The sequence below is a fragment of the Novipirellula aureliae genome (genome assembly GCF_007860185.1).
In the GTDB taxonomy this organism is placed as follows: domain Bacteria; phylum Planctomycetota; class Planctomycetia; order Pirellulales; family Pirellulaceae; genus Novipirellula_A; species Novipirellula_A aureliae.
The window spans coordinates 164,016-185,720 of sequence record NZ_SJPY01000008.1 but is presented as its reverse complement, the minus strand read 5'-3'; the positions used below and the strand labels follow the sequence as shown (position 1 = coordinate 185,720).

The window sequence follows — 21,705 nt, the reverse complement described above, 5'->3', positions numbered from 1 at the left end:
GTCTCGGAGAGACGCCGCTACTGGCTATGGATTGGTGTATTCTTGCAGTTCCGCTTGCGCGATCTCTTTGATGATAACATCGAAGCGATCTTCTTCGGGTGACAAGACGCGGGCTTTGCGAGCTTCGGCGAGGGCTTCATCGCGTTTGCCTTGAGCCCTTAGCCGACCGATTAGCTTGATCCTTAGCTTGTTGTCATTAGGCTTAAATCGCAGCGATTTTTGATAGGCTTCAAACGTCTCATCGAACTTGCCCAAGACATAAGCGGTATCGCCCGCCAATTCTTCACACTTGGCACGTTCAGCAATCGTTTTACAATTATCGCACTCGAATCCCGAATAAGCTTTTTCCAAAAACGTTTTGTCAGGATCTGGCCTGGAAAGGATCGCTTGGGCAGCCAAACGTAGATTGGTCGGAGTATTGGGGACAATTTGAGCCGCCGTAATTTGCGGGTGTGACTCAATCGTTCGCAGCACGCGATTGGTGAAACGCGGATTGCGAGTGAGTACGGTTCGATAGCATTCGCTCGCAATCTCTAACTCTTCACTATCAACAGCCAAACTTCCGATACGCTGTGTGGCGGCAATATTGGTTTTGTACAACTCTTGAAGTTGCTTTAGAAGAACGTAGGTGCGATCGCGGTTGGCATGAATGAAGTCTAAGTAAATACTTGTCGCACGCGATTCGCGTGACAGCGGGCGATGGCGCAGGGCGGCTTCTGCATTGGCAAGGGCATCGAGATAGTGCTTCGATAACGACGGATCAACAATGGAACCGTTCGAATTGGAATCACCGCCTTGATTCGAATCCTGCAAAACACTCGGAGGCTGCTGAAGCCAGGTCAAACGGCGGACGAGTGGTGCGGTTTGGCTGTACAGCCTGCGAATCTCCTCTTCCGATTTCGGATTCGCAGCGGCGACCTCTTCGTAACGAGCCATACGGTGGTGCAATTCCGCAAGTGCTTGATAAGCCTCGGCGGAACCGCTTGTAGCCGCCAGTGGTTCTAATGTTGACGCCATTCTCTCCAGTTCGCTGATTTCCGGCTTTTTGGCGTCGAGTGCAAAATTTGCTTCGCGAACGACAGCGTCTATTTTCGCATCGGTGTTGAGCACCTTGAGAGCCCAAAACGATGGCAGGATTGCTAGTGTCGCAATGATGATCCCCACCGCGAGCGAGCCTGGAGTTTGGAAACGAATCTTCGATGGCGACTTCGAATCCGTGCCTTCCAACTCCTCATCTTCGTGGCCAGTGAAATCCTTCTCTTCTTCGTCACGAACATACGATGCGACAAAAAATCGACGCGTTGCAATGATGGGCAAAAAGACACCAAACGCAATAAAGTTTGCAGGGACGATCAATCCAAAATCAAAGAATTGAGAGACCACCAACGCGGAAAGGACATACCACCCGGCTACCCGTAGCCCATGATCGACCGCATCCGGAGATTCACGAAGTTGTTGCAGCGAATAGAGCAGGGAACCGACCAAGCCTAGAAAGAGCAGGACACCGACCAGGCCCTGCTCTGTAAACAGTTCCAACCATAAATTATCGGCATGCACAAACCAAGCATCCATACTCTCGTCTAAAAACGGCAGATGCGCGTCGGCATAGGTTCCTACACCGCTGCCTAGTGGCAAATAGGATTTCGCTGCTTCCATACCGTCTGACCAATGGGGAAGACGGCCATCATGTAACAGCGTCGTGTTGTCGCGGTTGACAAAGATCTCAAACCGCTGAATCGATTCCAAGTCTAAGTTGAGCGGAACCAGCAGCATTGCAATGGCGATTGCGATGACTCCGATCAGGACAGGAATCGTCAAAACGCCTCGGCGAGTGCGAATCCACCCGAAGGCCAACACAAACCCGAAGAGTGCAGCGACCAATCCGCCCCGTGACCCGCAAACCAACAACGCTGCCGAACATAGCACCAAACTTGCCAATGCGATCGAACTTTCTCGGTCACTTACCAGAGAGATCAGATCGTTCAATTCAAAGTTCTCATCGTCAACCTCTTGGCCACTGAGCGCACTCAACCGCCATGCCAACAACCCTAAACTCGATCCAATACCGAGGTTCATAAGTAACGCCGCATTGTTACGGTTAACAAAACCGGCAAATGGCCTGCCGCGATCGACGAGGTCCATCCCGAGGATGCCTGTTTCGGGAACCACCAATTGAAAAATGCCAAGTCCCGCGTGAACGGCTGCACCAATGGCAAGCCCCACCATCACGAACGCCAACCGAGCCCGAGTTTGAAACACGGTGGCCGAGGTCCAGGCCAACGTGATCGCCATCAGCACCATTGCCAAACCGTGCTTGGTAGCCCAAGGATCGACGGAAATCGGCTGGAAACCGTCAACGGCCGAGGCCCCAAGTGCCGGTGTGGCCCAGGCGCTGTAGGCATCCGCCGAAGCGGGGCTAAGCAGTGAATGCAGGCTGTCGGGCAAAGGTACCGTTTGAATCCAAACAAAACCGGCCCACACGAGAAGAAAAATCGTGAACCAGTGGTATCTTGGCCCCATTTGGTTTTCACGATCGGTCAAAGCCGGTATTGCCAGCAGCGCTGCGGCCAAAACCACCGCCGCCGCCGCCCACTGAGTCCATTTGAGTACGCCAGCATAATCGAGGGCTACCAAGAACGGCAAAAGCGTTAAAAGGGTTGCTGATGCCCAAAGTGACAAAAGCCTAAGATATTTTGTAAGGTTTTTCATATGGTCTTCGCCGGCTATTGCGATCATCCAAAACCGGACGAGTCAATCGTAAATAGGGGTTGAAAAGCGGCAACGATTTGCTGCCGAACATCATGCTATTAGGGATGCATTCTAAAAAGAATTGCGGAAAACGAGAGTGAAAAAGTGCCGATTAACCCAATTTGAAGATGCCAAGCGTGCGGATTTCAACCTTTTTTCTGGTTTCGATAGTGTTATCTCACCAGCAGACCGAGTTTTTCACAAGAGGGTCTGTGTTGGAGTCCAGGCTTGAGCCATACTGTCCTATCCTTAACTCGGGAGTCACGATGTCTAGCATTCACCCTGCGGTTGCGAACGTCCTAAACTCTCGCAACGATGCCAACCAACAACAGGTGCAAATGACACTGCTGGCAAAACAACTCGATACGCAAAAACAAGCAGGCGATGCCATCCATTCAATGCTCGAACAAGCTAAGCAGGTGCAAACACAACTTGCCGATGGTCATCTTGACGTGAAGGTTTAGCGTTTTGCCAGAGTTACCGAGTTACCAGAGTTACCGAGTTGCCAGAGCTCGGATCGACCGTGAATGAATTGCGGTGGCAAAGCCCTAGTAGGCTGTTGATTTAATCGGTTTGACTCGACTTATTGTTTAACGCCAAGCCATAGGCAACCGCTTATGGAAAAGCTGACGCCTTCGGCTAAGCGTTAAACGATTAAATCGCCAGCCCGCTAGGGTCGAGGCGCTGTTGCAGCCAACGTTTCCAAATCCTCTCGGCCAACTCGGGCACAGAAATCGCCTAGCGATTCATTCCCTTCGCGGTTGGCTTTAAAGGCGGCAAAGATCCCGACCAGTTCATCGATGACCGTGTCGTCGGAAACCAAGTCCTTGTAGACGTAGGCTAGCCGATGGCCCAGCCATCCACCGCCAGCGAACACCGTGTATTTGTCCTTGGCTTTGCCCACGAGTGCCAAGTCGGCATTGTAGGGACGTGCACATCCGTTGGGGCAGCCTGTCATGCGAAGTGTAAACCGCTCTTTGTCGAGTCCCAATTTCGCCAGCGGCTGTTCCAGTTGGTCGATAATCGTCGGCAATCGCCGCTCGCTTTCGGTGATCGCCAAGCCGCATGTCGGCAACGCCACACAGGCAATCGACCATCGACGCACCGTGCTGGTCTCCTCGGTCGTTGGCACCCGGTGCTCTTTAATGATCGAGATCAACTTGTCTTTGTCTGCCGGATCGATGTCGGTGACGATGATACTTTGATGGCCTGTCATGCGAAGTTCCGTCTTGAACTGGTGGCAAATCGCCCGCAAACATGCCTTTAACTGATGGTTCTCATTGTCGTAAAGTCGTCCGTTTTCAATGTTAAGCCCGTAAGACCATTTTCCATCGCCCTGTTCTTGCCAACCCATGTGATCATCGAACTCGGTAACGTCGTCTTCGGTGCAATCCGCCAACGGTCCGCCAAAATACTCTTCGACCGCCCGTCGGAATTTCTCGACCCCCCAATTGGCGACCAAGTATTTCATCCGCGCCACTTTACGGTCTTCGCGGTTGCCGTAATCACGTTGGACCTTCAAGATCGCCTTGGCAACCTCAACCGCTTGTTCGGGGGCAACGAATGCCATCCGTTTGCCGAGTGCTGGGAAAGTCTTTTTCGCCGATGGGGTTGTTCCCATTCCACCGCCGACGAGCACGTTGTAACCGATGATCTTGTCGTTGCGAACAACCGCCAAAAAGCCGATGTCTTGCGTGTAGATATCGATGCAATTGTCTTCGGGAAGGGCAATCCCGATTTTGAATTTACGAGGCAAGTAGCGTGGTCCGTAGAGCGGTTCGACCACTTCACCGCCACCCTGAAGCGTTTTTTCACCTGTTTCATCATCCGTCAGCCACAATTCGTGGTATGCGGGTGTTTGCGGAGCGAGAGCAAACGTCAGTTCATCGGTCAATTTTTCGAGATCGGCATGGACCGAGCCAACTCGTTTGGCGGGACAGCACATGATGTTTCGGTTGACGTCACCACAAGCCGCCAGTGTTGACAATTGCATGTCGTTGATTCGGCGGATGGTCTTCTGCAAATCGCTCTTGAGAATGCCATGGATTTGCAACGTTTGCCGAGTCGTAATCTTTAGCGTCGCATTGCCGAGTTGGTCGCAAATATCAAGCTGGGCCAACAATTGATCCGACGTCATCCGGCCACCGGGGATCCGACAGCGAACCATCATCGAAAACGCCTTCCCCCCGCCTGCTTTCTTTGCCTGGGCTCGCAGGTCGCGGTCGTCTTGCTGGTACGTTCCATGGAACTTCAGCAATTGCAGATTGTCTTTGTTGAAATGATCAGAGGGCTCCACCAACTCGGTGCCGATTGTTCCGAGCAAAAATCTGCTCTCATCTTTGATCTTTTCGACGGCGCTCAATTTTGGCGGCTTGGACTCAGCGTTAGGTGTATCGGTAGACATCGAGACAGAAATCCTATTTGATTTCGTGTAGCGTAATTTAATGAAAGGTTGCCAGACGTTATGATTACTATAACGATCAAGCCGAAATGCCACTATGGCGTTTTAGCATCGAAGACGAAAACGAACCGCTGAGAGCATGATGACCGCGAAACTACTGGATGGCAAACAAATCGCAGCCGAAATCCGCGAAGAGGTAGCCCATGAGGTGAAAAAGACCGCCCTTGAGTTGGGACGCCCCTTTTCTCCCTGCCTGGTCGCCGTTTTGGTCGGCGAAGACCCCGCCAGTCAGGTGTATGTTCGCAATAAACAACGGGCCTGTGAAAAAGCGGGGATCGAGGGCCGAACCGTCCGATTGCCTGCCGAATCGACCCAAGCCGATCTGATGAAGGTCGTTCAAGAGCTCAATGAGGATGCAACGGTAAACGGTATTTTGGTCCAATTACCGCTTCCCAAACAGGGCAATGGTGGGGCGGGTTTTGACGAGCGAGAAGTACTCGATGCGATCGACCCGCTAAAAGATGTTGATGCATTTTCGCCAATCAATGTCGGTCTCCTGATGCAAGGACGCCCCCGGTTTTTACCCTGCACTCCACACGGAATCGTTCAATTACTGCATCGATGTGACATTTCCGTTGCCGGGAAACATGTCGTCGTGGTCGGTCGCAGCGATATCGTCGGAAAACCGATGGCGATGATGCTGGCTGGACGAGATGGTTCGTGCGGACGCGAAGTCGCCAACGCCACGGTCACGATCGCTCATAGCCGCACCGAGGATCTAAAGAGCGTATGCCGATCCGCCGATTGCCTAATTGCGGCAGTCGGTGTTGCTGAAATGATAAAAGGGGACATGATAAAACCGGGTGCGATTGTCATCGATGTCGGTATCAATCGAGTGGATGGTAAATTGGTCGGCGACGTTGCGTTCGAAGAAGCAAAGCAAGTTGCAGCGGCAATCACTCCGGTCCCCGGCGGTGTCGGACCGTTGACGATTGCAATGTTACTCCACAATACGCTACTTGCTGCTCGCTTGCAGATGGCGTGATGTAAACGTGACTGAGGCTTCCAGCCCCAGTGTAAAACAGACGGCGGCTGGGGAAGCCACAGCCACGACACTCACCACCCTTTACAAAGCAGAATGATGGAAATCCTTGGTGGACCTTTATTTGGCGTGGCCGGCGCTGGCGAATCACATGGTCCCGCAATCACGACGATTGTGTTCGGCTGCCCGCCGGGGCAACCGATTCGTCGCGGCGATGTGCAAGCGTTTTTGGACCGTCGTCGCCCAGGCGGCAACCGCCACGGAACCCCACGTAACGAAAAAGATAAAGTCGTTTTCTTGTCCGGCATCTACCAAGATGACACCGACGCGCTGCTCGGTGGCGCAAAGGTTTCCGTCAACGTCGATGATGCCACCTATGAAACCGAAGCGTATGAGGAGGGGTTTACGACAGGTGAGCCGATTGCTGCGATCGTGTTGTCGACCTCTAAAAAGTCAGGACATTACACCCAATTGACGGGCGAGACCGGTGAAGTTCGCCCTGGACATACCGACTTGGTCAAGTTCCACCAATCGAACGGTTTTGTCGATATCCGTGGCGGAGGTAGGTCGAGTTATCGAGCGACCATTTCCGATGTCATTGGCGGATCGATAGCCCGCATCGTTCTGGCCGAAAAATTCGGCACCGTCATTCTTTCGTCAATCGCCCAAGTCGGCTCGCTGCAAGCAAAAGAGAGCTTGTCCGATCGAGTCAGCGAACTGATGCAAGGCGACGCCTCTCGTCCACTAGAGTCAGCTGCGATCGACAAAATCGAACAACAACTCGCCGCTGCGGAGATCCATAGCATTGATGCTGAGTTTGCTGATACCGCTGCTGAATTGATCAAAGAAACTCGGATCAAAGGCGACTCGGTCGGTGCACTCGTCGAAGTCGTTGCGGTCAACGTACCGCCACTGTTGGGCGATCCGCTATACGAGAGCTTGAAGCTGAGATTGATGGGGGCGCTCGGTGGCGTCAACGCGGCTGAGTCGGTCGAGGTCGGCGCGGGACGTCGTGTCGTTGAGCGATTCGGAAGCGAGAACAACGACCCGATTCGGAAAACAGGCTATGTCCGAAACAGTCATGGTGGAATGCTCGGAGGAATCACGACGGGAATGCCTTTGGTCATGCACGTCGGCTTCAAACCAACATCTACCATCAATCTGCCACAAAAGTCCGTCTTGAAAAACTTGCAAGAGATTGACTTCGAGTTAAAGCAAGGACGCCACGACCCGTGTGTCGGTGTGCGGGCCGGCATTACCTTAGAATCTCGCGTGGCAATCGAACTACTCAACGCTAGCTTGATTCACCAATCCCGTCGTTTGTCCTCCGATTTAGCTAAACTGTTTTGACCGCCACCATCGATATGGCACACCTGTTTGAAACGTGGTCCGTGCTGACGATTCTTTCGATCACGATTCTTGTCATTCAACTGTTGGCAGTTTGGTCGGCAATCCACGCGTTAAAACACGTTCGTAGTTCGCAAGCGGTCGTGGCTTGGGTGGTGGGACTTTTGACGCTGCCCTTCGTAACCTTGCCGCTGTACTGGATCTTCGCGCGTCATCGGTTTGCCGGTTACCGAGAAGCAATCCGAGAAATCGGACAACGTCACCAACGATCGGTGACGGCAATTCGTCATGAATTGTCGACCGAACGGGACGAACAATCGACTTCGCTTCATTCCCCACTTGAACAGGTTGCCGATGTCTTGGATACGCCAATTTCCTACGGGAATGAACTCGGTCTATTGATCAATGGCGATTCCTTTTTTGAAGAGCTTTATCAGCAAATCGCTTCGGCGAAACATTACGTGTACGCCGCATTTTATATCCTTCGTGATGATCCCGTTGGCAGGCGGTTTGCGGACACGTTGATAGAAACCGCTAAGAAGGGGGTGACCGTTCGGTTGATGTACGACGAAGTAGGTTGTATCCGATTACCCAATGCATACCTAAAGCGATTGTCCGACGCGGGAGTCGACGTCCGTTCCTTCAATACTCGGCAAGGATTCATCAATCGATTCCAAATCAATTTCCGAAACCATCGAAAGTTGCTGGTCGTCGATGGCAATCGTGCCATGGTTGGTGGATTAAATATTGGCGAAGAGTATCGGGGGGACGCCAAATGGGTTTCCCATTGGCGTGACACTGCGATATTGATCAAGGGTGGCGTCGCTAGAAAGATCCAAGCCGTTTTCGCAGGTGACTATTATTGGGCCGCCCGAACGGATCTGCCCGAAGCCGATTGGACGCAGCATCACGAACCCGAGGCATCTGGAACGAAAAACCTAGAGGGTGCCGTCGCCATTTGTGCGACGGGGCCAGCGGATCCTCGGCCACGAGCAACGATGATGTTTGTCGCTGCGATCAACGAGGCGAAGATGCGAGCTTGGATTAGTACGCCTTACCTCGTTCCCGACGATTCGTTGATGGTTGCTCTTGCCATGGCCAAGGCCAGAGGCGTGGATGTTCGATTCTTAATTCCCTCCATGGCCGACCAGTGGGCGGTACATTTGGCTGGCTTCTATTATGAACAGGAATTGAGAGAATTCGACATCCCCGTCTATCGTTACAACGAAGGGATGATGCACCAGAAATGCGTGCTCGTTGATGACAACTTGGTTCTCATCGGATCGACCAACTTTGACAATCGATCGCTGTACTTGAACTTCGAATTAATGGTCGCCGTCGGTGATCCCGCCTTCGTCGCGGAAGCGAAGCAAATGCTAGAAAACGATTTTGCTCAGTCGACCTTAAGCAATGCGTCTCAGAAACCGCTGCGCCCATGGTTATCAAGAGTTGGCACCGGCGTCGCCCGATTGTTCAGCCCGGTGCTATAAGTACACCGAGCCAATTCCAGCTTGGAACGACGGCCAGAAACCTAAAGTTCCGTCTACTTGAAAGAAACGGCACGACCTTTGACTTCACCTAACGGGCTTGTGCCAGGTTCTGCTTTCGCAACCCTTCGATGTAATCATAGGCGATGTTAAGGACTTCGCGGTTGTAATAAGTATCGCGAAAGACCTCCTCGACAGTGATTTCCGCTTCCAAGTCCTTCTTCTCTTCTTCTTTTTGAGCATCAAGCTCTTTACGCCGCGCCATGAACTTCTCTTCGTCCAACGAAATCGACGAGTTCTCTTTTTGGCGAACGTAGGTTTCAATTCGTTCGAGAAGCTCACCGAACTCTTTTTCTTCGCCGACGCGTGCCATCGAGTTTTGACGAATCTGGGCTAACAAGTCGGTGGGCACCATGTTGTAGTGAGCATGCCTCGCCGGCGGCACTCGGTCGTTCGGCAAAGCATACTCCAAGTCCGATTCGCTGATGTCCATCTTTGACGTAATGCTAGGCAGGATCACATCGGCGGGCACGCCTGATAGCTGAGTCGATTCGCCATCGGGAAGATAGAATTGTTGCAGCGTTACCTTCAACGCTCCATAATTCGCACGGTTGTTACGGAACAATTGTTGTCCAAGATCCATCAACGTTTGCACGGTGCCTTTACCATGGGTCGCTGGATCACCGACAACGATTCCTCGCTTGTAATCACGAATCGCACCGGCAAAGATCTCGCTAGCACTCGCGCTGTACTTGCTCGTTAAAACAACCAGCGGGCCATCCCAACGTGTTCCAGCGTCTTCATCCGCATACTGTTGGACCGTGCCATCCGAGTTCTTGACCTGAACGACGGGCCCACGATCGATGAACAGACCTGTCAGATTAATCGCTTCGGTCAAGCTACCACCACCATTGAAGCCCAGGTCCAAAACCACGCCGTCGACATCCTGTGAGCGGAAATCTTGCAGGATTCGTTCCACGTCGCGAGTACTACTACGGAAGTCCTGTTTGTTTTCTTTTGCGGCTTCCATGTCCAAGTAGAAGCTTGGAAGGTTGATGTAACCGATTTTCAATGCCGGCTGATCGGAACCTGGCAATCGATGCTCGAGTACCTTTCCACGTGCTGCGGATTCTTCGAGCTCAATCCGCGCTCTTTCAATACGATAAACCTCTACTTCGCCCACGCCTCCTGGACGAACCCCCAAGCGGACAACACTACCCGCTTTGCCGCGAATCAAACCGACCACGTCGGTAAGGGGCATCTCGACGACGTCAACCAATTCGCCATCATCGCCTTGCCCAACGCTAACGATCACATCATCGGTCTTTAGCTTGCCATTTCGGGCGGCAGCTCCGCCAGGAATCACACGAGTGATGACGGTTTGCCCATCTTTTTCGCGAAGCTGAGCACCGATTCCATCAAGATTCAAACTCATCAGAATCTTAAAATCGTCGAGTGAGCCAGGCGACATATAGGTCGAGTGTGGATCGTAAGCGGTCGTGACACTCGTTAAATACATTTCAAGCAAATCGTCGCTGTCGATCGATCGCCAGCGACGACCGTAACGCGAATAACGACGCTGTAGTAAATCGATTGCTTCTTGACCGACTTTCCCTTCATCTTTCAAGTCCAACAAGGCGTACTTGATTTGCCGGCGCCAACGGTCACGCGATTCCTCGGCATTGGTTGCATAGCTCGCAGCTTCGGGATCCGTGATAATTTGTTCTTCAATATTAAAGTTGAACGGTCCTTGGAGCAGTTCTTCGGCGACCGCGACGCGTTCGTCGACGCGTTCGATAAATCGACCGAAGATCTCATAACCAAACGAGAGATCGCCCGCCTGGACCATATCATCGATACGATCTTGATTGCGGTGAAATTGATCGATGTCACTTTGTAGGAAATATAACTTCAATGGGTCGAGCGATTTAATAAACAAATCGAGTGCCTTGCGGCTGATCTCGTCATCCAATTTCTTCGAAGAAATGTGATTGCGGGGCATTAGGGTAGCGATTAGCCGAGCCACCATGGAATCACGGGCCGACGGGGTCGCCAGTTTTGCTAGCGGGCGGTCTTGCGGCTGTTGCATTGGTGGAGCCACAGCCGGAGCAGCTGGTTGGCTTTCCAAGACAGCCTGATTCGCCTGCCCCATCGCATGCGGCGAGAGCGTAACTGCAGTCAAAACCACGCTCAAGGCCATAGTAAACCGGCGTGAGCAGTAGGTCGACGGCTTGGAGAAGAGACGATAGTGCATATTGCTTTCCTGAAGAATTTGGATGTAGTTCGAGACCGCGTATCGCTTAGAAACGCTTTCCCAAAAGGATATTACGGAAGAATACGAAATTGGGCAACTCCGTTTTTTTCCCTATTTTCAAACTACACGGTTCCAATGTCCACGGTTCCAAACTCCACGCTTCCCATGTCCAGGGAGCAAATCCAGTGCCTTTGTCGTCTACCCCGGTCATCGGCTGTGCCGACGTGCCGGCCCCATTGCCCTGGTCCGACTGCAACCTGTGGTCTGGTCCGATGCCTTTGGACGCTAGGGTTTACAGCACCGACTCGATCGACAAAACGAGCGAGCAAGTCACCGCGTTGGATACAGAAGATGGTACAATCCGCTGGCCCCGTCCCCCCCACGGTTCGGGAAATACGGGAGCAGGTTGATTGAACGCCTCGAGGCAACGAAACCGCCTCTAGGCAACGATGCGCGGGCTCACTTGACGATTGCTGACGAGTAGGTAATCGTGCGTGAACTGATAGACTTGAAAGTTTTCCTTTGCAAGAAAGAGAAATAGCGTTCATGAATGATTTGTCGAAAACACGGGTCAATCCAGTCGAAACAGGAGTTTTTGAATCGATTCAAAGGCGATGGAGCCCGTATCGTTTTGAAGCTCGCCCTGTCGAGGATGACAAGATCACCTGTCTACTCGAAGCGGCTCGCTGGGCCGCGAGTAGTTTCAACGACCAACCTTGGTCTTGGGTCATTGCTCGGCGTCAAGAAACCGCCGCCTTTGAAGCGATGCTCGGGTGTCTGGCAGAAGCCAACCGCCCTTGGGCCGGGCGTGCGGGCGTGCTACTGATCTCGGTCACACGCCAATGTTTCCGGTACAACAACCAACCGAACCGAGTGGCGTTGCACGATCTTGGGCAAGCGGCGGCTCATATGGCGCTTCAAGCAACGAAATTGGATTTACAAATTCACCAAATGGCTGGAATAAATCGAAGTGTTGCTCGCCAGCAATACGAGATTCCTGAGACCCATGAGCCCCAAACCGCGATTGCCATTGGTTACCCCGATTTGAGCGATCCGGTTACGGAAGAGGACAAGGAATACCATCGGCGAGAAACGGGAGCGCGGAGGCGATTAACGTTGAAAGAACAAACTTTTTCCGGGAAATGGGGGAAACCGGCTGGCTTTCTTGCCCAATAACTATTGTTTGGGGTGATTCTTTCCTGCGCCGTACCCGTTACAATAGGCGGGGCATCCAGTCAGCACCATCTAAGGTCGGGTCGTTTTTCTGTGTCGGAAAATTGGAAATCAGGAATCGCTTTTTCGCAATTGACCGATGTCGGAATGCGCCGAGCGAATAATCAGGACTCTTTGGCATGTTTACCTGCGGCCAGCGCGGAGCGTTTTTTTGATCGCGGACATTTGTTCGTCGTCGCCGATGGAATGGGAGCGCATGCGGCAGGGGAGTTGGCCAGTCGCTTGGCGGTCGAGCATATTGCAATGCAGTACTTTCGCTCCACTCTTGATGATTGTGGCGAATCGTTGCGAGAAGCCGTGGTCGAATCGAATGCCGAAATCCATCGTCGTGGGATGCAGAATCCCGAGTTCCACAACATGGGTACCACCGCATCCTCCTTGGTGCTGTTGTCGACCGGTGCGATCGTGGCTCATGTCGGCGATTCACGCGTCTACCGGCTACGGCAAGGCGTTCTTGAACAACTGACGTTTGACCATTCGCTCGTCTGGGAGTTTGAAGCGAGCGGCCAAGGATTGTCTGGCAGCTTGGTGGGGCAATCGATCCCCAAGAATGTCATCACTCGATCGCTCGGTCCAAATGAAAACGTTCAAGTGGACCTCGAAGGCCCGTTCGAAATCCATGAGAACGATCGTTTTTTACTTTGCAGCGACGGACTGAGCGGCCAGGTCGAAGACGAAGAGATCGCGACATTGATCGATTGCTTGCCCGAGGATTTAGCATCCCGAGTTCTCGTTGATCTGGCGAACCTACGAGGGGGGCCCGACAATTCGTCCGTCATCATTGTTCGCATCGACGAGACTTACGAGAACGTTTCGAAATCGGCAAAACCGCCACGTAAACATTCTCGCATGAAAAAATCTGAAGCGCCTATCTGGGTGTTGTTTGCGATTTTGATGGCCGTCTGTTTTTTGGGCGCCGTCGGCTTTGGGATCGATGGCAACCTGGGCGGTGCCATCGTCGCCGTGGTCATCGGATTGATCGTCGCAGCGATCTTCGCGCAACAATATTGGCAGGCAAATTCGCAAGTCCATCATCAACCGCTACCTCAAGTCCCCGGGGGGAAAGGGCCCTATCGTCAGTATAGCGCTAAGCCAACCAAAGAACTGTACGATCGACTCGGACAAACGGTTGAGGAATTACGCACGGCAGCCAATGAGCGAAACTGGCTAATGAATTGGAAGGAGATCGATAAGCTTCAGAAAGAGGGGCAAGAAGCCTTGGCGAATAAGGATGCGAAATCAGCCATTCGCTTGCAAGCCGAAACGATTATCGAAACGATGCACCAACTTCGTGAACTGAACAATCGAGCTGCCAACGAAACCGCGATCGACCATTGATGCTCCAACGACATGAAAACCTGGAGTAGCGTCCTGACTGCCAATCGGTGATTGTCGAAAACGGCCTGGCGGGAAGCCTACGGCCACGAATCGATCGATGCCATGACGACGCCCCAAAGTCCGCCGATTTCGGCTGCCGCTCCTTCTTGAGCCTTTTTTTCTTCTCTCATCCTAATCGTGACCTAAGTTAGATTGGTTGGTCGTAGGATCGCGACCTGTCATCCCCTTTACCACGACCTAGCGATGAAGATGAAAAAGTTTGCACTTGCGGTTTTAATGATTGGTTTTGCGTCCACGTTCGCGAATGCTCAAGGCCTGGCGGTGAATGGCCCAGGCTATAGTACAGGCTATAGTACAGGCTATGGTCCGGCGCCTTATGTGTCCGCTCCCTACACTGCATTGGCTCACCAATCATCGTCCTACGCAGCCTCACCAATGCAATACTCGGGGGCTTATCAAGTCCAACGACCCGCTTATGCCGTGCCGTATCAAGCGTACCAGTATCCAACGCAATATCCGGTTCAGCAGCCTGTGCAGATGAATCCGCAGCCTGCATCGAGCGGCGGTTTCTTTGGCGAGTTGATGGAACTTGAACGCCGCAAGAATGCTTGGCTTAAGCGAACTTTTTTAGGCATGTAATCATCCCTACTTCGATTTCCGTCGCCGATTGATCAGTGTGTGCATCACATCGCTGCGGCGGACAACTCCTTGAAGCTCATGCGGCTCTTCTCGCGTGACAACCGGGATGCAGTCGTCTGTTTCCGCTTCGAATAATTCGAACGCACGAGATGCAGGTTCATCGGGGTGTAGCATCGCGTCACTGGCACTGACCAAATCCTCGGCCCGAACCAATTGCGTCACGCTATCGTCGAACATCACGTTACTGAGCAGCGGATAACGAATGACACCGACGACCCGCATTCGGTCATCGACGACGGGGTACGTGTTGTCATTGCTGTTTTCGATATGCGAGATCACGGCATCAAAATCAGCCGATTGATGAATCCCCTTGGTCTTTCGCAGCAGATCACGAACAAAGATTTTGCGGCCGCCGATTCCTGTCAAGTCGCCATTCGTCTCATCCGAACTGCCCGAGCGGTCTAGTCCCGAAAGGCTCAGTCCCGAACGAAAACGGTAGGCCAATTCCCGCACTTGCTCGCGCGGCGTACGGCTAGAGTGATTGATCGCTTGGGCTAACGGGACTTCACCGGTTCTCAGCAACGATTGGCGAATGAACAAGGGTCCAATGATCTCGAAAATCACAACCGAACCCAAGATAATATCTTGGATAGGAACCCCCAACTCGGGGTCACGGGCTGCCGCGATTGACGAAAGAGCAATTGCGGCACCGGCTTGGGCAAACAGACAACTGCCGAGCCAATGGCGGACCTCGAGTGGTTGCCGAGTCACTCGCGCGGCAGTATAGACGCCGACCCATTTTCCTGTCATTCGCAACACGATGTAAATGACACCGATCATCCCTGCTGAGACGAATGCTCTGATGTCCAGGTGTGTTCCATGAACGGCAAAAAAGACAACGGCTAGCAAACCGGTCAAGTGATCGAGTTCATCAACAATCTTGCCTTTCATGTCAGAGGTGTTCGCAACGGTCACACCCATCACCAAGAAGGTCACCATGTAAGGGATTTCGAGTGAATCGCAAACGCCGAGCAGGAACGTCGTTGTCGCCACCAACAAGACCAACCAACGGGTCATCCGCAGTAGTCCGCATCCATAGCTGACGACCAACCCGCCGAGCAACCCAAACGTGATCGACCCCGCGATATCCATCAACACCACGCCGACTTGTTCCCCAAGAGGAACGTCGAGTTTGTCTTGCAGCAAATGAACGGCCAAGAATGCAAATTCAAACAACACGATACAGGCGAAATTATTCATCGCCACTAAGAAGCCGGTGCTCTCGGTCACCGGTCCTTCGGATCGAAATTCTTTCAATACCAGAATGGTTGTCGCCGGTGCGGTGGCAATCGCCAAGCAGCCCAGCAGCAGCGCCGTGCCACCCGAATAGCCAAACACTCTCAGCCCGGCGGTCACGAGCGCGCAGGTCAGAAAAATTTCGAAGAATGAAATCGCCAAACAGTGACCTGCGACTCGTTTTACTCGACTAAACGTAAAATCGCAGCCCAAGTTGAAGAGCACAATCGCCATGGCAAATTCGAGGATCGGCTCGAATCGATCGACATGATCCGCGGGAATCAAGTCAAGAGCATTTGGCCCAACCAAAAGCCCCACCAATAGAAACGCCGTGACTTTCGGCAGACGCAACAAGTCCGCAAAGACGCCTGCCGCTAAGCAGGCACCAAGCAGTAACCCAAGGGTGCTGGTGATATGTAAATGAAAATCGCTCATGTTGCTACAGAGTGTAGCATAGGCTTCTAGCCTGTGTTACTCAGTACCACAGGCTAGTGCTTTGCCATCGCTGATTTTAGGCTTGGCGCAATCGTGGCTGGCGCACCTGCCCTCGTAAACTGCCCTCGTAAACTGCGACGGGAAGCCACAGCCACGAAAGATGCTTGCCCTCATTCTTCACCCTCATTCTTCGTTATGAAAAACCACTAGAAGCCTGTGCCGCTATTAACCCATACTTGGCCGTCGGCTGTCCAATGAACACTATCCGCTTCGACTTCACAGGAAACAGGGCCTGTTTCCAAATCGAACAGCCGTGCCGCTAAGTTGCCGTGAATGATTTGCCGGAGCCCGACGTAAGAGGTTGTTAACCGAGGATTGATTTCAATGACGCAATCTTCACTGGCACAATCGCCCAGCAACAAATCGACCCCAACAAAGCCTCGCACGGTAGGAGGCATCGCTGCAATTGCGCGGCATGCCAATAACGCGGCTCGTGACTGCGAATCATCGTCCAAAGGCCCACGTCCGCCGACATAATGGCATGAATCGTCCGAAAACTCTTGAGAGACAGCGGGTAAAAATGTTTGATGTTGTCCCGACGCGACTAACGAAACCGAAACGGCACGTCCGGATAACCAGGGTTGCAATAACAACTCGTTGGTCAATTCGCTTTTCGCCTCTTCGTAAGAATCGAAAATGCGTATCTCGTGGGTTCCGCATCCATCGCGTGGTTTGAGCACAAAGCGATCATGACACTGCATTTCGGATTCGTAACGGGTGTCTGACAGAGCGACGTAGCGAGGGTGAGCAACGCCCGAACGCAGAAGCACCTTGGCGGTCTGTAACTTATCACTGGCGGTACGCAAAAAATCACCGCTTCCTGCGACCACATCAACACCGGCGGCCCTCAGCATTGCTGCCGACTTGGCTAAAATCCCATCGTTCTCGGGAGCAACCAAGATGGCGGCGTCGCAGTCGCGGGCGGCCGAAACCCATTGCCCGAACATCGTCGCCTCTGGGTGCATCAAAACAAGATCTGCGTCCCCGAGATCCAAGCCAAAACGGGAGTCGATTGGAACGGTGACTTCAGCGAAATGAAGTAGGTCGGCGACCAAAGAGCGAAGCATTGCAGAGCCCTCGTCGCGGATCCCCTTGGGGATCGACCCGATGCTTTCCTGCGACATTCCTCCGCCGCAGGTAAATTCGCCGACAAAAACTCGCATGGGAAAATCCCGTAGAAGGCAAGGTTAGAAAATCCCGAGATGATCTCTGGCATCATCGGTCATCAAATCAGGTGACCAAGGTGGATCCATGACGACTTTTACCGTGCAAACGTCGACCTCATCCATCCCCTCAGCCGCTGCCTTGGTTCCAGCTACCAACTGAGGCCCCGCAGGACACATCGGGCTCGTCATCGTCATCTCAATTTCAACATCATGAAGCCCGTCTTCTTTTTCTTCACCCACGCGACAAACGTAGATGAGGCCAAGGTCGACGATGTTGACAAACAACTCGGGGTCAATGACCTGTTTCAATGCTTCGCGGACCTTGTCTTCGGCAAGTGCCATGGAACAATTCTTCCTTTGCTGAAATCGAGTAAACTCTGAGCTAAAACTTTAACAAATCCTGGGAAAAAATGGAAGTCTACTCGTATTCCCGGACTTGGCGAGCTATCGCGGCTCCCAACGCTTCACGCACGCTATCGATCGAAATCCGATCAAAAATCTGTTGGAAAAAGCCAGTCACAATCATCCGCGTCGCTTCCTTTCGGGTGAATCCCCGGCATTGAGCGTAAAAAATCTGCTCGGCGTCGACCTGTGACGTGGTGCTACCGTGTGTGCAGCGAACGTCATCCGCTTCGATTTCCAGCCCTGGAATCGAATCGGCACGGGACAGCTCGGACAGGACCAAATTATCGTTCCGCTGATAACCGTCCGTCTTTTGCGCGATCTTGTCGACCTTGATCATCCCCCGCCATACCGTTCGGCTCTTGTCCTGCTGGGCCGCTTTGTACAAAAAGTCACTGTGGCATGACGGTGCGCGGTGGTGTTGCTGAGTGTGATAGGCTAGATGCTGGCGGCCTTCGGTGAACATCACGCCGTTGACTTGGCTGTCGGCGCCAGGACCGACTAAGTCGACCGATTGATTGACCTTCGACAACATCGATCCCATCGCCGCAATCGTCCACTGGATCGTTGCGTCCTTTCCAACCAGCGCTTTTTGATGAGCAAAGTGGTATGCGCCATATCCCCACTCTTGCATGTTTACATAGCGAAGATGCGAATTTGCTTTCTGTATGACCTCCACACTACCAACATGCAGCCCTTTCGAATTCTCATCGACGCCGTTGGACTCATGCAATACCGTCGCCTCAGCTCCTTCGTCCAATACGATTAACGTATGCGTCGTATCGGTCCCGCCATCGCTCATCACCGATCCAATGTAGAGCGGCTTTTCAAGAACAACCCCTTTGGGGACGTACAAAAATTGACCGCCTGCCCAGAAAGCGGAATGCAAGGCGGCAAACTTGTCGTAGTCGGGGTCAAACGCAGTGAATAAGTGTGGCCGGACCACTTCGGCGTGGATTTGGCAAGCTTTTGACAGGTCGCAAAAGATCACGCCTTTGTCAGCCAACTCTTGATCGAGTGCTTCACCGACAACATAACTGTCAACGGTTTCGATCGAACCACCCAAGTCGACGCCCCCCTTCAACTGCGCTACCGACGGAACGTCGAGAGCCTCGAAAGCGGGCAAACCAAACTTCTCGATTTTAAAAGCGCGAATGTCCGTTCGAATCCACTCCTCCGCTCGGCGCGCTGGCCAATCCATCGCTTCGTAATGTTGCCACGCTTCGCGGCGCAATTCCGTCAACCACTGTGGTTCGGTTCGCTGGCTGAGAAAGGCATCAAATCCAGCCGCGTTAAAGGTTAGTGAAGTCGTTTGAGTCATCAGTTTTATTGAGAGAGTTCGTATGGGTAGTGAGGGTTCAGGGCACTAGCAAGCCTCTCCGAGACTCGCAAAGCCACAGTAGGCGAGTCTCTCCGAGACTCGCAAGGTCGCAGTAGGCGAGTCTCTCCGAGACTCGCAAGGTCAGCGTCTCGGAGAGACGCCGCTACTGGTTGGCGTCTCTGCAAGGCGCCGTGGGTCAGCGTCTCGGAGAGACGCTGCTACTGGTTGGCTAGCCGACGCTGCCTTCCATTTGCAGCTGGATCAGACGATTCATTTCGATCGCATATTCCATTGGCAATTCTTTCACCAACGGCTCGATGAAACCGTTAACGATCATGGTGCTCGCTTCTTGTTCGGTCAAACCGCGGCTGAGTAAGTAGAACATTTGCTCTTCACCGATTCGCGAAACACTTGCTTCGTGACCGACTTGCACATCTTGCTCTAAAATCTCGATGTAGGGATACGTGTCACTACGGCTTTCCGGGTCCAAAATCAATGCATCACAAACCACACTGTTCTTACTGTTGTGCGCCCCTGGTTCAACCCGAACCAGTCCACGATAACTGCTACGACCGCCGTTCTTGCTGATGCTCTTGCTGACGATTTGCCCCGTGGTATTCGGAGCCGCATGAACCAGCTTAGCCCCCGCGTCTTGGTGTTGACCGGCACTCGAAAAAGCAATCGACAAAATTTCGCCGCGAGCCCCCGGTTCCATCATGTGGACCGCAGGATACTTCATTGTCAACTTACTGCCCAAGTTTCCATCGACCCATTCCATCGTCGCATCGCCATAAGCGTAAGCCCGTTTGGTAACCAGGTTGTAGATGTTGTTTGCCCAGTTCTGGATCGTCGTGTAGCGGCAGCGTGAATTGCGTTTTGCGATCACCTCAACCACCGCACTGTGCAAGCTTTCGGTCGTGTACATCGGAGCGGTACAGCCTTCGACGTAATGCACACTCGCTCCTTCGTCAACGATGATCAGCGTCCGCTCGAATTGGCCCATGCTTTCCGCGTTAATTCGGAAATAGGCTTGCAAAGGGAAATCGATATGCACGCCCTTGGGTACATAGATGAACGAACCGCCCGACCAAACGGCACTGTTGAGAGCCGCGAACTTGTTGTCGTTGGGTGGGATAATCTTGCCGAAGTATTCACGAAGTAAATCGGGGTGTTCGCGAACCGCCGTATCGGTATCAGTAAAGATCACGCCCTGTTTTGCCAAATCCTCCTCGAGCGAGCCGTAGACAACTTCGCTTTCGAATTGAGCCTTCACACCCGAGAGAAACTTTTTCTCGGCCTCGGGGATCCCGAGTTTATCGAACGTATCCTTGATCTCTTGCGGAACGTCGTCCCAAGTCTTGCCCTGAGACTCGGTTGGTTTCAGGTAGTAATAGATGTCCTGGAAATCGATGTCGATCGCACCGCCCCACTTTGGCATCGGGCGTTCTTCGAAAATCTTCAACGAATCGAGCCGAAACTTCCGCATCCAGTCAGGTTCGTTTTTGATGTCCGAGATTTGATTGACGACATCCGAATTCAAGCCTTTCTCGGCACGAAAGATACCTGTGGTTTCGGTGCGAAAGTTGTACTTGTTGATTTCGCCAACATCTTCTTTTTCAGTTAAGTCAGTAGCCATCTCTGGTCCTAGTTTCGTGCGAGAGTGTTTCTTCGTTTTTCCAATTCAATTCGATCATCGCCTGCGGCTTAGACCGCGGCCTCTTCCACAGCTACCATTTCCTGGTTAACCGCCTCCGCTTCGGGATACGCTTTGCGAATGCGATCGTAACCTGATTGGTGAAGTTCGTCGGCCAATTCTTTGCCCCCGGTTTCCACCAAACGACCACCTAGCATGACGTGCGTGAAATCGGGCTTGTTATGCTCGAGAAGCTTGTCGTGGTGGGTAATGATCAACAGCCCCATTTTGCCGTGTCCGATTTCGGCAATCGATTCACTGGCCAACCGAACGGCGTCCGCATCCAGCCCACTGTCGGTTTCATCGAGCACAGCGAACTTGGGCTGCAGCATGGCAAGTTGCAAAATCTCCGCCCGCTTCATTTCTCCACCCGAAAAACCGTCATTGACATAACGCCGCGCGAATTCGGTGTCCATCCTCAAATGGGCCATCTTCTCTTTTAATTCCTTGCGGAATTCACGCATCGGGATTAGCTCTTCACCCTCTTTGCGGTCGGGGCGTCGCACGTTGGTTGTGGCATGACGCAGGAAGTCGGCCATCTTTACGCCAGGCACCGCCATCGGGCGTTGGAAAGCCAAAAACAAACCCGCACGCGCTCGCTGGTCAGGCTCCATCGCCAACACATCTTCGCCATCCAACGTGATGCTGCCCTCGGTAACCGTGTAACCGGGGTGCCCCATGATGGCCAATCCAAGCGTGCTTTTCCCACTGCCATTGGGCCCCATCAAAGCATGGGTCTCACCATGATTGATCGTTAAGTTCACACCACGAAGGATCGGCTTGTCACCAACGGATACATGTAGATTTTTAATTTGCAGTACGTGTGTCATGCTTTAATGGATA

At 52.7% G+C, this 21,705-nt stretch carries 16 protein-coding genes; 7 read left to right on the top strand and 9 right to left on the bottom strand.

From position 1 onward, the window contains the following. Positions 1–24 precede the first annotated feature (24 nt). On the bottom strand, positions 25–2,709 hold the full coding sequence (locus Q31b_RS23025; RefSeq protein ID WP_197172126.1) for an O-antigen ligase family protein: 2,685 nt from the start codon (positions 2,707–2,709) through the stop codon (positions 25–27). 305 nt (positions 2,710–3,014) lie between these two features. Between Q31b_RS23025 and Q31b_RS23020 the strand changes: the two genes are divergently transcribed. Then, the gene (locus tag Q31b_RS23020) at positions 3,015–3,212 is read left to right on the top strand and encodes a putative motility protein (protein WP_146602009.1); all 198 of its coding nucleotides are present in this window, start codon (positions 3,015–3,017) and stop codon (positions 3,210–3,212) included. Positions 3,213–3,418: 206 nt separating this feature from the next. On the opposite strand, the gene Q31b_RS23015 is transcribed toward Q31b_RS23020, so the two are convergent. Continuing rightward, entirely contained in the window at positions 3,419–5,152 is a 1,734-nt protein-coding gene (locus tag Q31b_RS23015) for an NADPH-dependent assimilatory sulfite reductase hemoprotein subunit (protein ID WP_146602008.1), read from the bottom strand. A 139-nt stretch (positions 5,153–5,291) separates the two neighbouring features. Here Q31b_RS23015 and folD point away from each other — a divergent pair, with 139 nt between their 5' ends. The 3 genes from folD (at position 5,292) to cls (ending at position 9,028) form a co-directional block, all read left to right on the top strand. Further along, entirely contained in the window at positions 5,292–6,194 is a 903-nt protein-coding gene (gene folD, locus Q31b_RS23010; RefSeq protein WP_146602138.1) for a bifunctional methylenetetrahydrofolate dehydrogenase/methenyltetrahydrofolate cyclohydrolase FolD, read from the top strand. Positions 6,195–6,290: 96 nt separating this feature from the next. Beyond that, the gene (locus tag Q31b_RS23005; RefSeq protein ID WP_146602137.1) at positions 6,291–7,541 is read left to right on the top strand and encodes a chorismate synthase; all 1,251 of its coding nucleotides are present in this window, start codon (positions 6,291–6,293) and stop codon (positions 7,539–7,541) included. Continuing rightward, the gene (gene cls, locus Q31b_RS23000; protein WP_231617782.1) at positions 7,538–9,028 is read left to right on the top strand and encodes a cardiolipin synthase; all 1,491 of its coding nucleotides are present in this window, start codon (positions 7,538–7,540) and stop codon (positions 9,026–9,028) included. The genes Q31b_RS23005 and cls overlap by 4 nt, the downstream gene beginning before the upstream one ends. An 88-nt stretch (positions 9,029–9,116) precedes the next feature. On the opposite strand, the gene Q31b_RS22995 is transcribed toward cls, so the two are convergent. Further along, entirely contained in the window at positions 9,117–11,213 is a 2,097-nt protein-coding gene (locus Q31b_RS22995; RefSeq protein ID WP_231617781.1) for a carboxy terminal-processing peptidase, read from the bottom strand. Positions 11,214–11,825: 612 nt separating this feature from the next. On the opposite strand from Q31b_RS22995, the gene Q31b_RS22990 reads away from it, so the two are divergent. From Q31b_RS22990 to Q31b_RS22980, 3 genes are all read left to right on the top strand, one after another. After that, positions 11,826–12,455 (top strand): nitroreductase family protein, encoded by a 630-nt coding sequence (locus Q31b_RS22990; RefSeq protein ID WP_146602007.1) that lies wholly within the window; start codon positions 11,826–11,828, stop codon positions 12,453–12,455. Between the two features lie 90 nt (positions 12,456–12,545). Beyond that, positions 12,546–13,850 (top strand): PP2C family protein-serine/threonine phosphatase, encoded by a 1,305-nt coding sequence (locus tag Q31b_RS22985; RefSeq protein ID WP_231617780.1) that lies wholly within the window; start codon positions 12,546–12,548, stop codon positions 13,848–13,850. A 243-nt stretch (positions 13,851–14,093) separates the two neighbouring features. Then, positions 14,094–14,489, top strand: coding sequence for a hypothetical protein (locus tag Q31b_RS22980; protein ID WP_146602006.1), 396 nt, complete (start codon positions 14,094–14,096; stop codon positions 14,487–14,489). A gap of 6 nt (positions 14,490–14,495) precedes the next feature. On the opposite strand, the gene Q31b_RS22975 is transcribed toward Q31b_RS22980, so the two are convergent. The 6 genes from Q31b_RS22975 to sufC all read right to left on the bottom strand — a co-directional run bounded on the left by Q31b_RS22975 (position 14,496) and on the right by sufC (position 21,692). Continuing rightward, positions 14,496–16,220: a cation:proton antiporter domain-containing protein gene (locus Q31b_RS22975; RefSeq protein WP_146602005.1), complete on the bottom strand. Its 1,725-nt coding sequence runs from the start codon at positions 16,218–16,220 to the stop codon at positions 14,496–14,498. Positions 16,221–16,426: 206 nt separating this feature from the next. Next, positions 16,427–17,443, bottom strand: a complete 1,017-nt coding sequence (locus Q31b_RS22970) for an ATP-grasp domain-containing protein (RefSeq protein WP_146602004.1) — start codon at positions 17,441–17,443, stop codon at positions 16,427–16,429. 24 nt (positions 17,444–17,467) lie between these two features. Beyond that, positions 17,468–17,788, bottom strand: a complete 321-nt coding sequence (locus Q31b_RS22965; RefSeq protein ID WP_146602003.1) for a metal-sulfur cluster assembly factor — start codon at positions 17,786–17,788, stop codon at positions 17,468–17,470. Between the two features lie 76 nt (positions 17,789–17,864). After that, positions 17,865–19,169, bottom strand: coding sequence for a Fe-S cluster assembly protein SufD (gene sufD, locus Q31b_RS22960; RefSeq protein WP_146602002.1), 1,305 nt, complete (start codon positions 19,167–19,169; stop codon positions 17,865–17,867). 229 nt (positions 19,170–19,398) lie between these two features. After that, positions 19,399–20,805, bottom strand: coding sequence for a Fe-S cluster assembly protein SufB (gene sufB / locus Q31b_RS22955; protein WP_146602001.1), 1,407 nt, complete (start codon positions 20,803–20,805; stop codon positions 19,399–19,401). Between the two features lie 68 nt (positions 20,806–20,873). Continuing rightward, entirely contained in the window at positions 20,874–21,692 is an 819-nt protein-coding gene (gene sufC / locus Q31b_RS22950; RefSeq protein ID WP_146602000.1) for a Fe-S cluster assembly ATPase SufC, read from the bottom strand. Positions 21,693–21,705 lie beyond the last annotated feature (13 nt).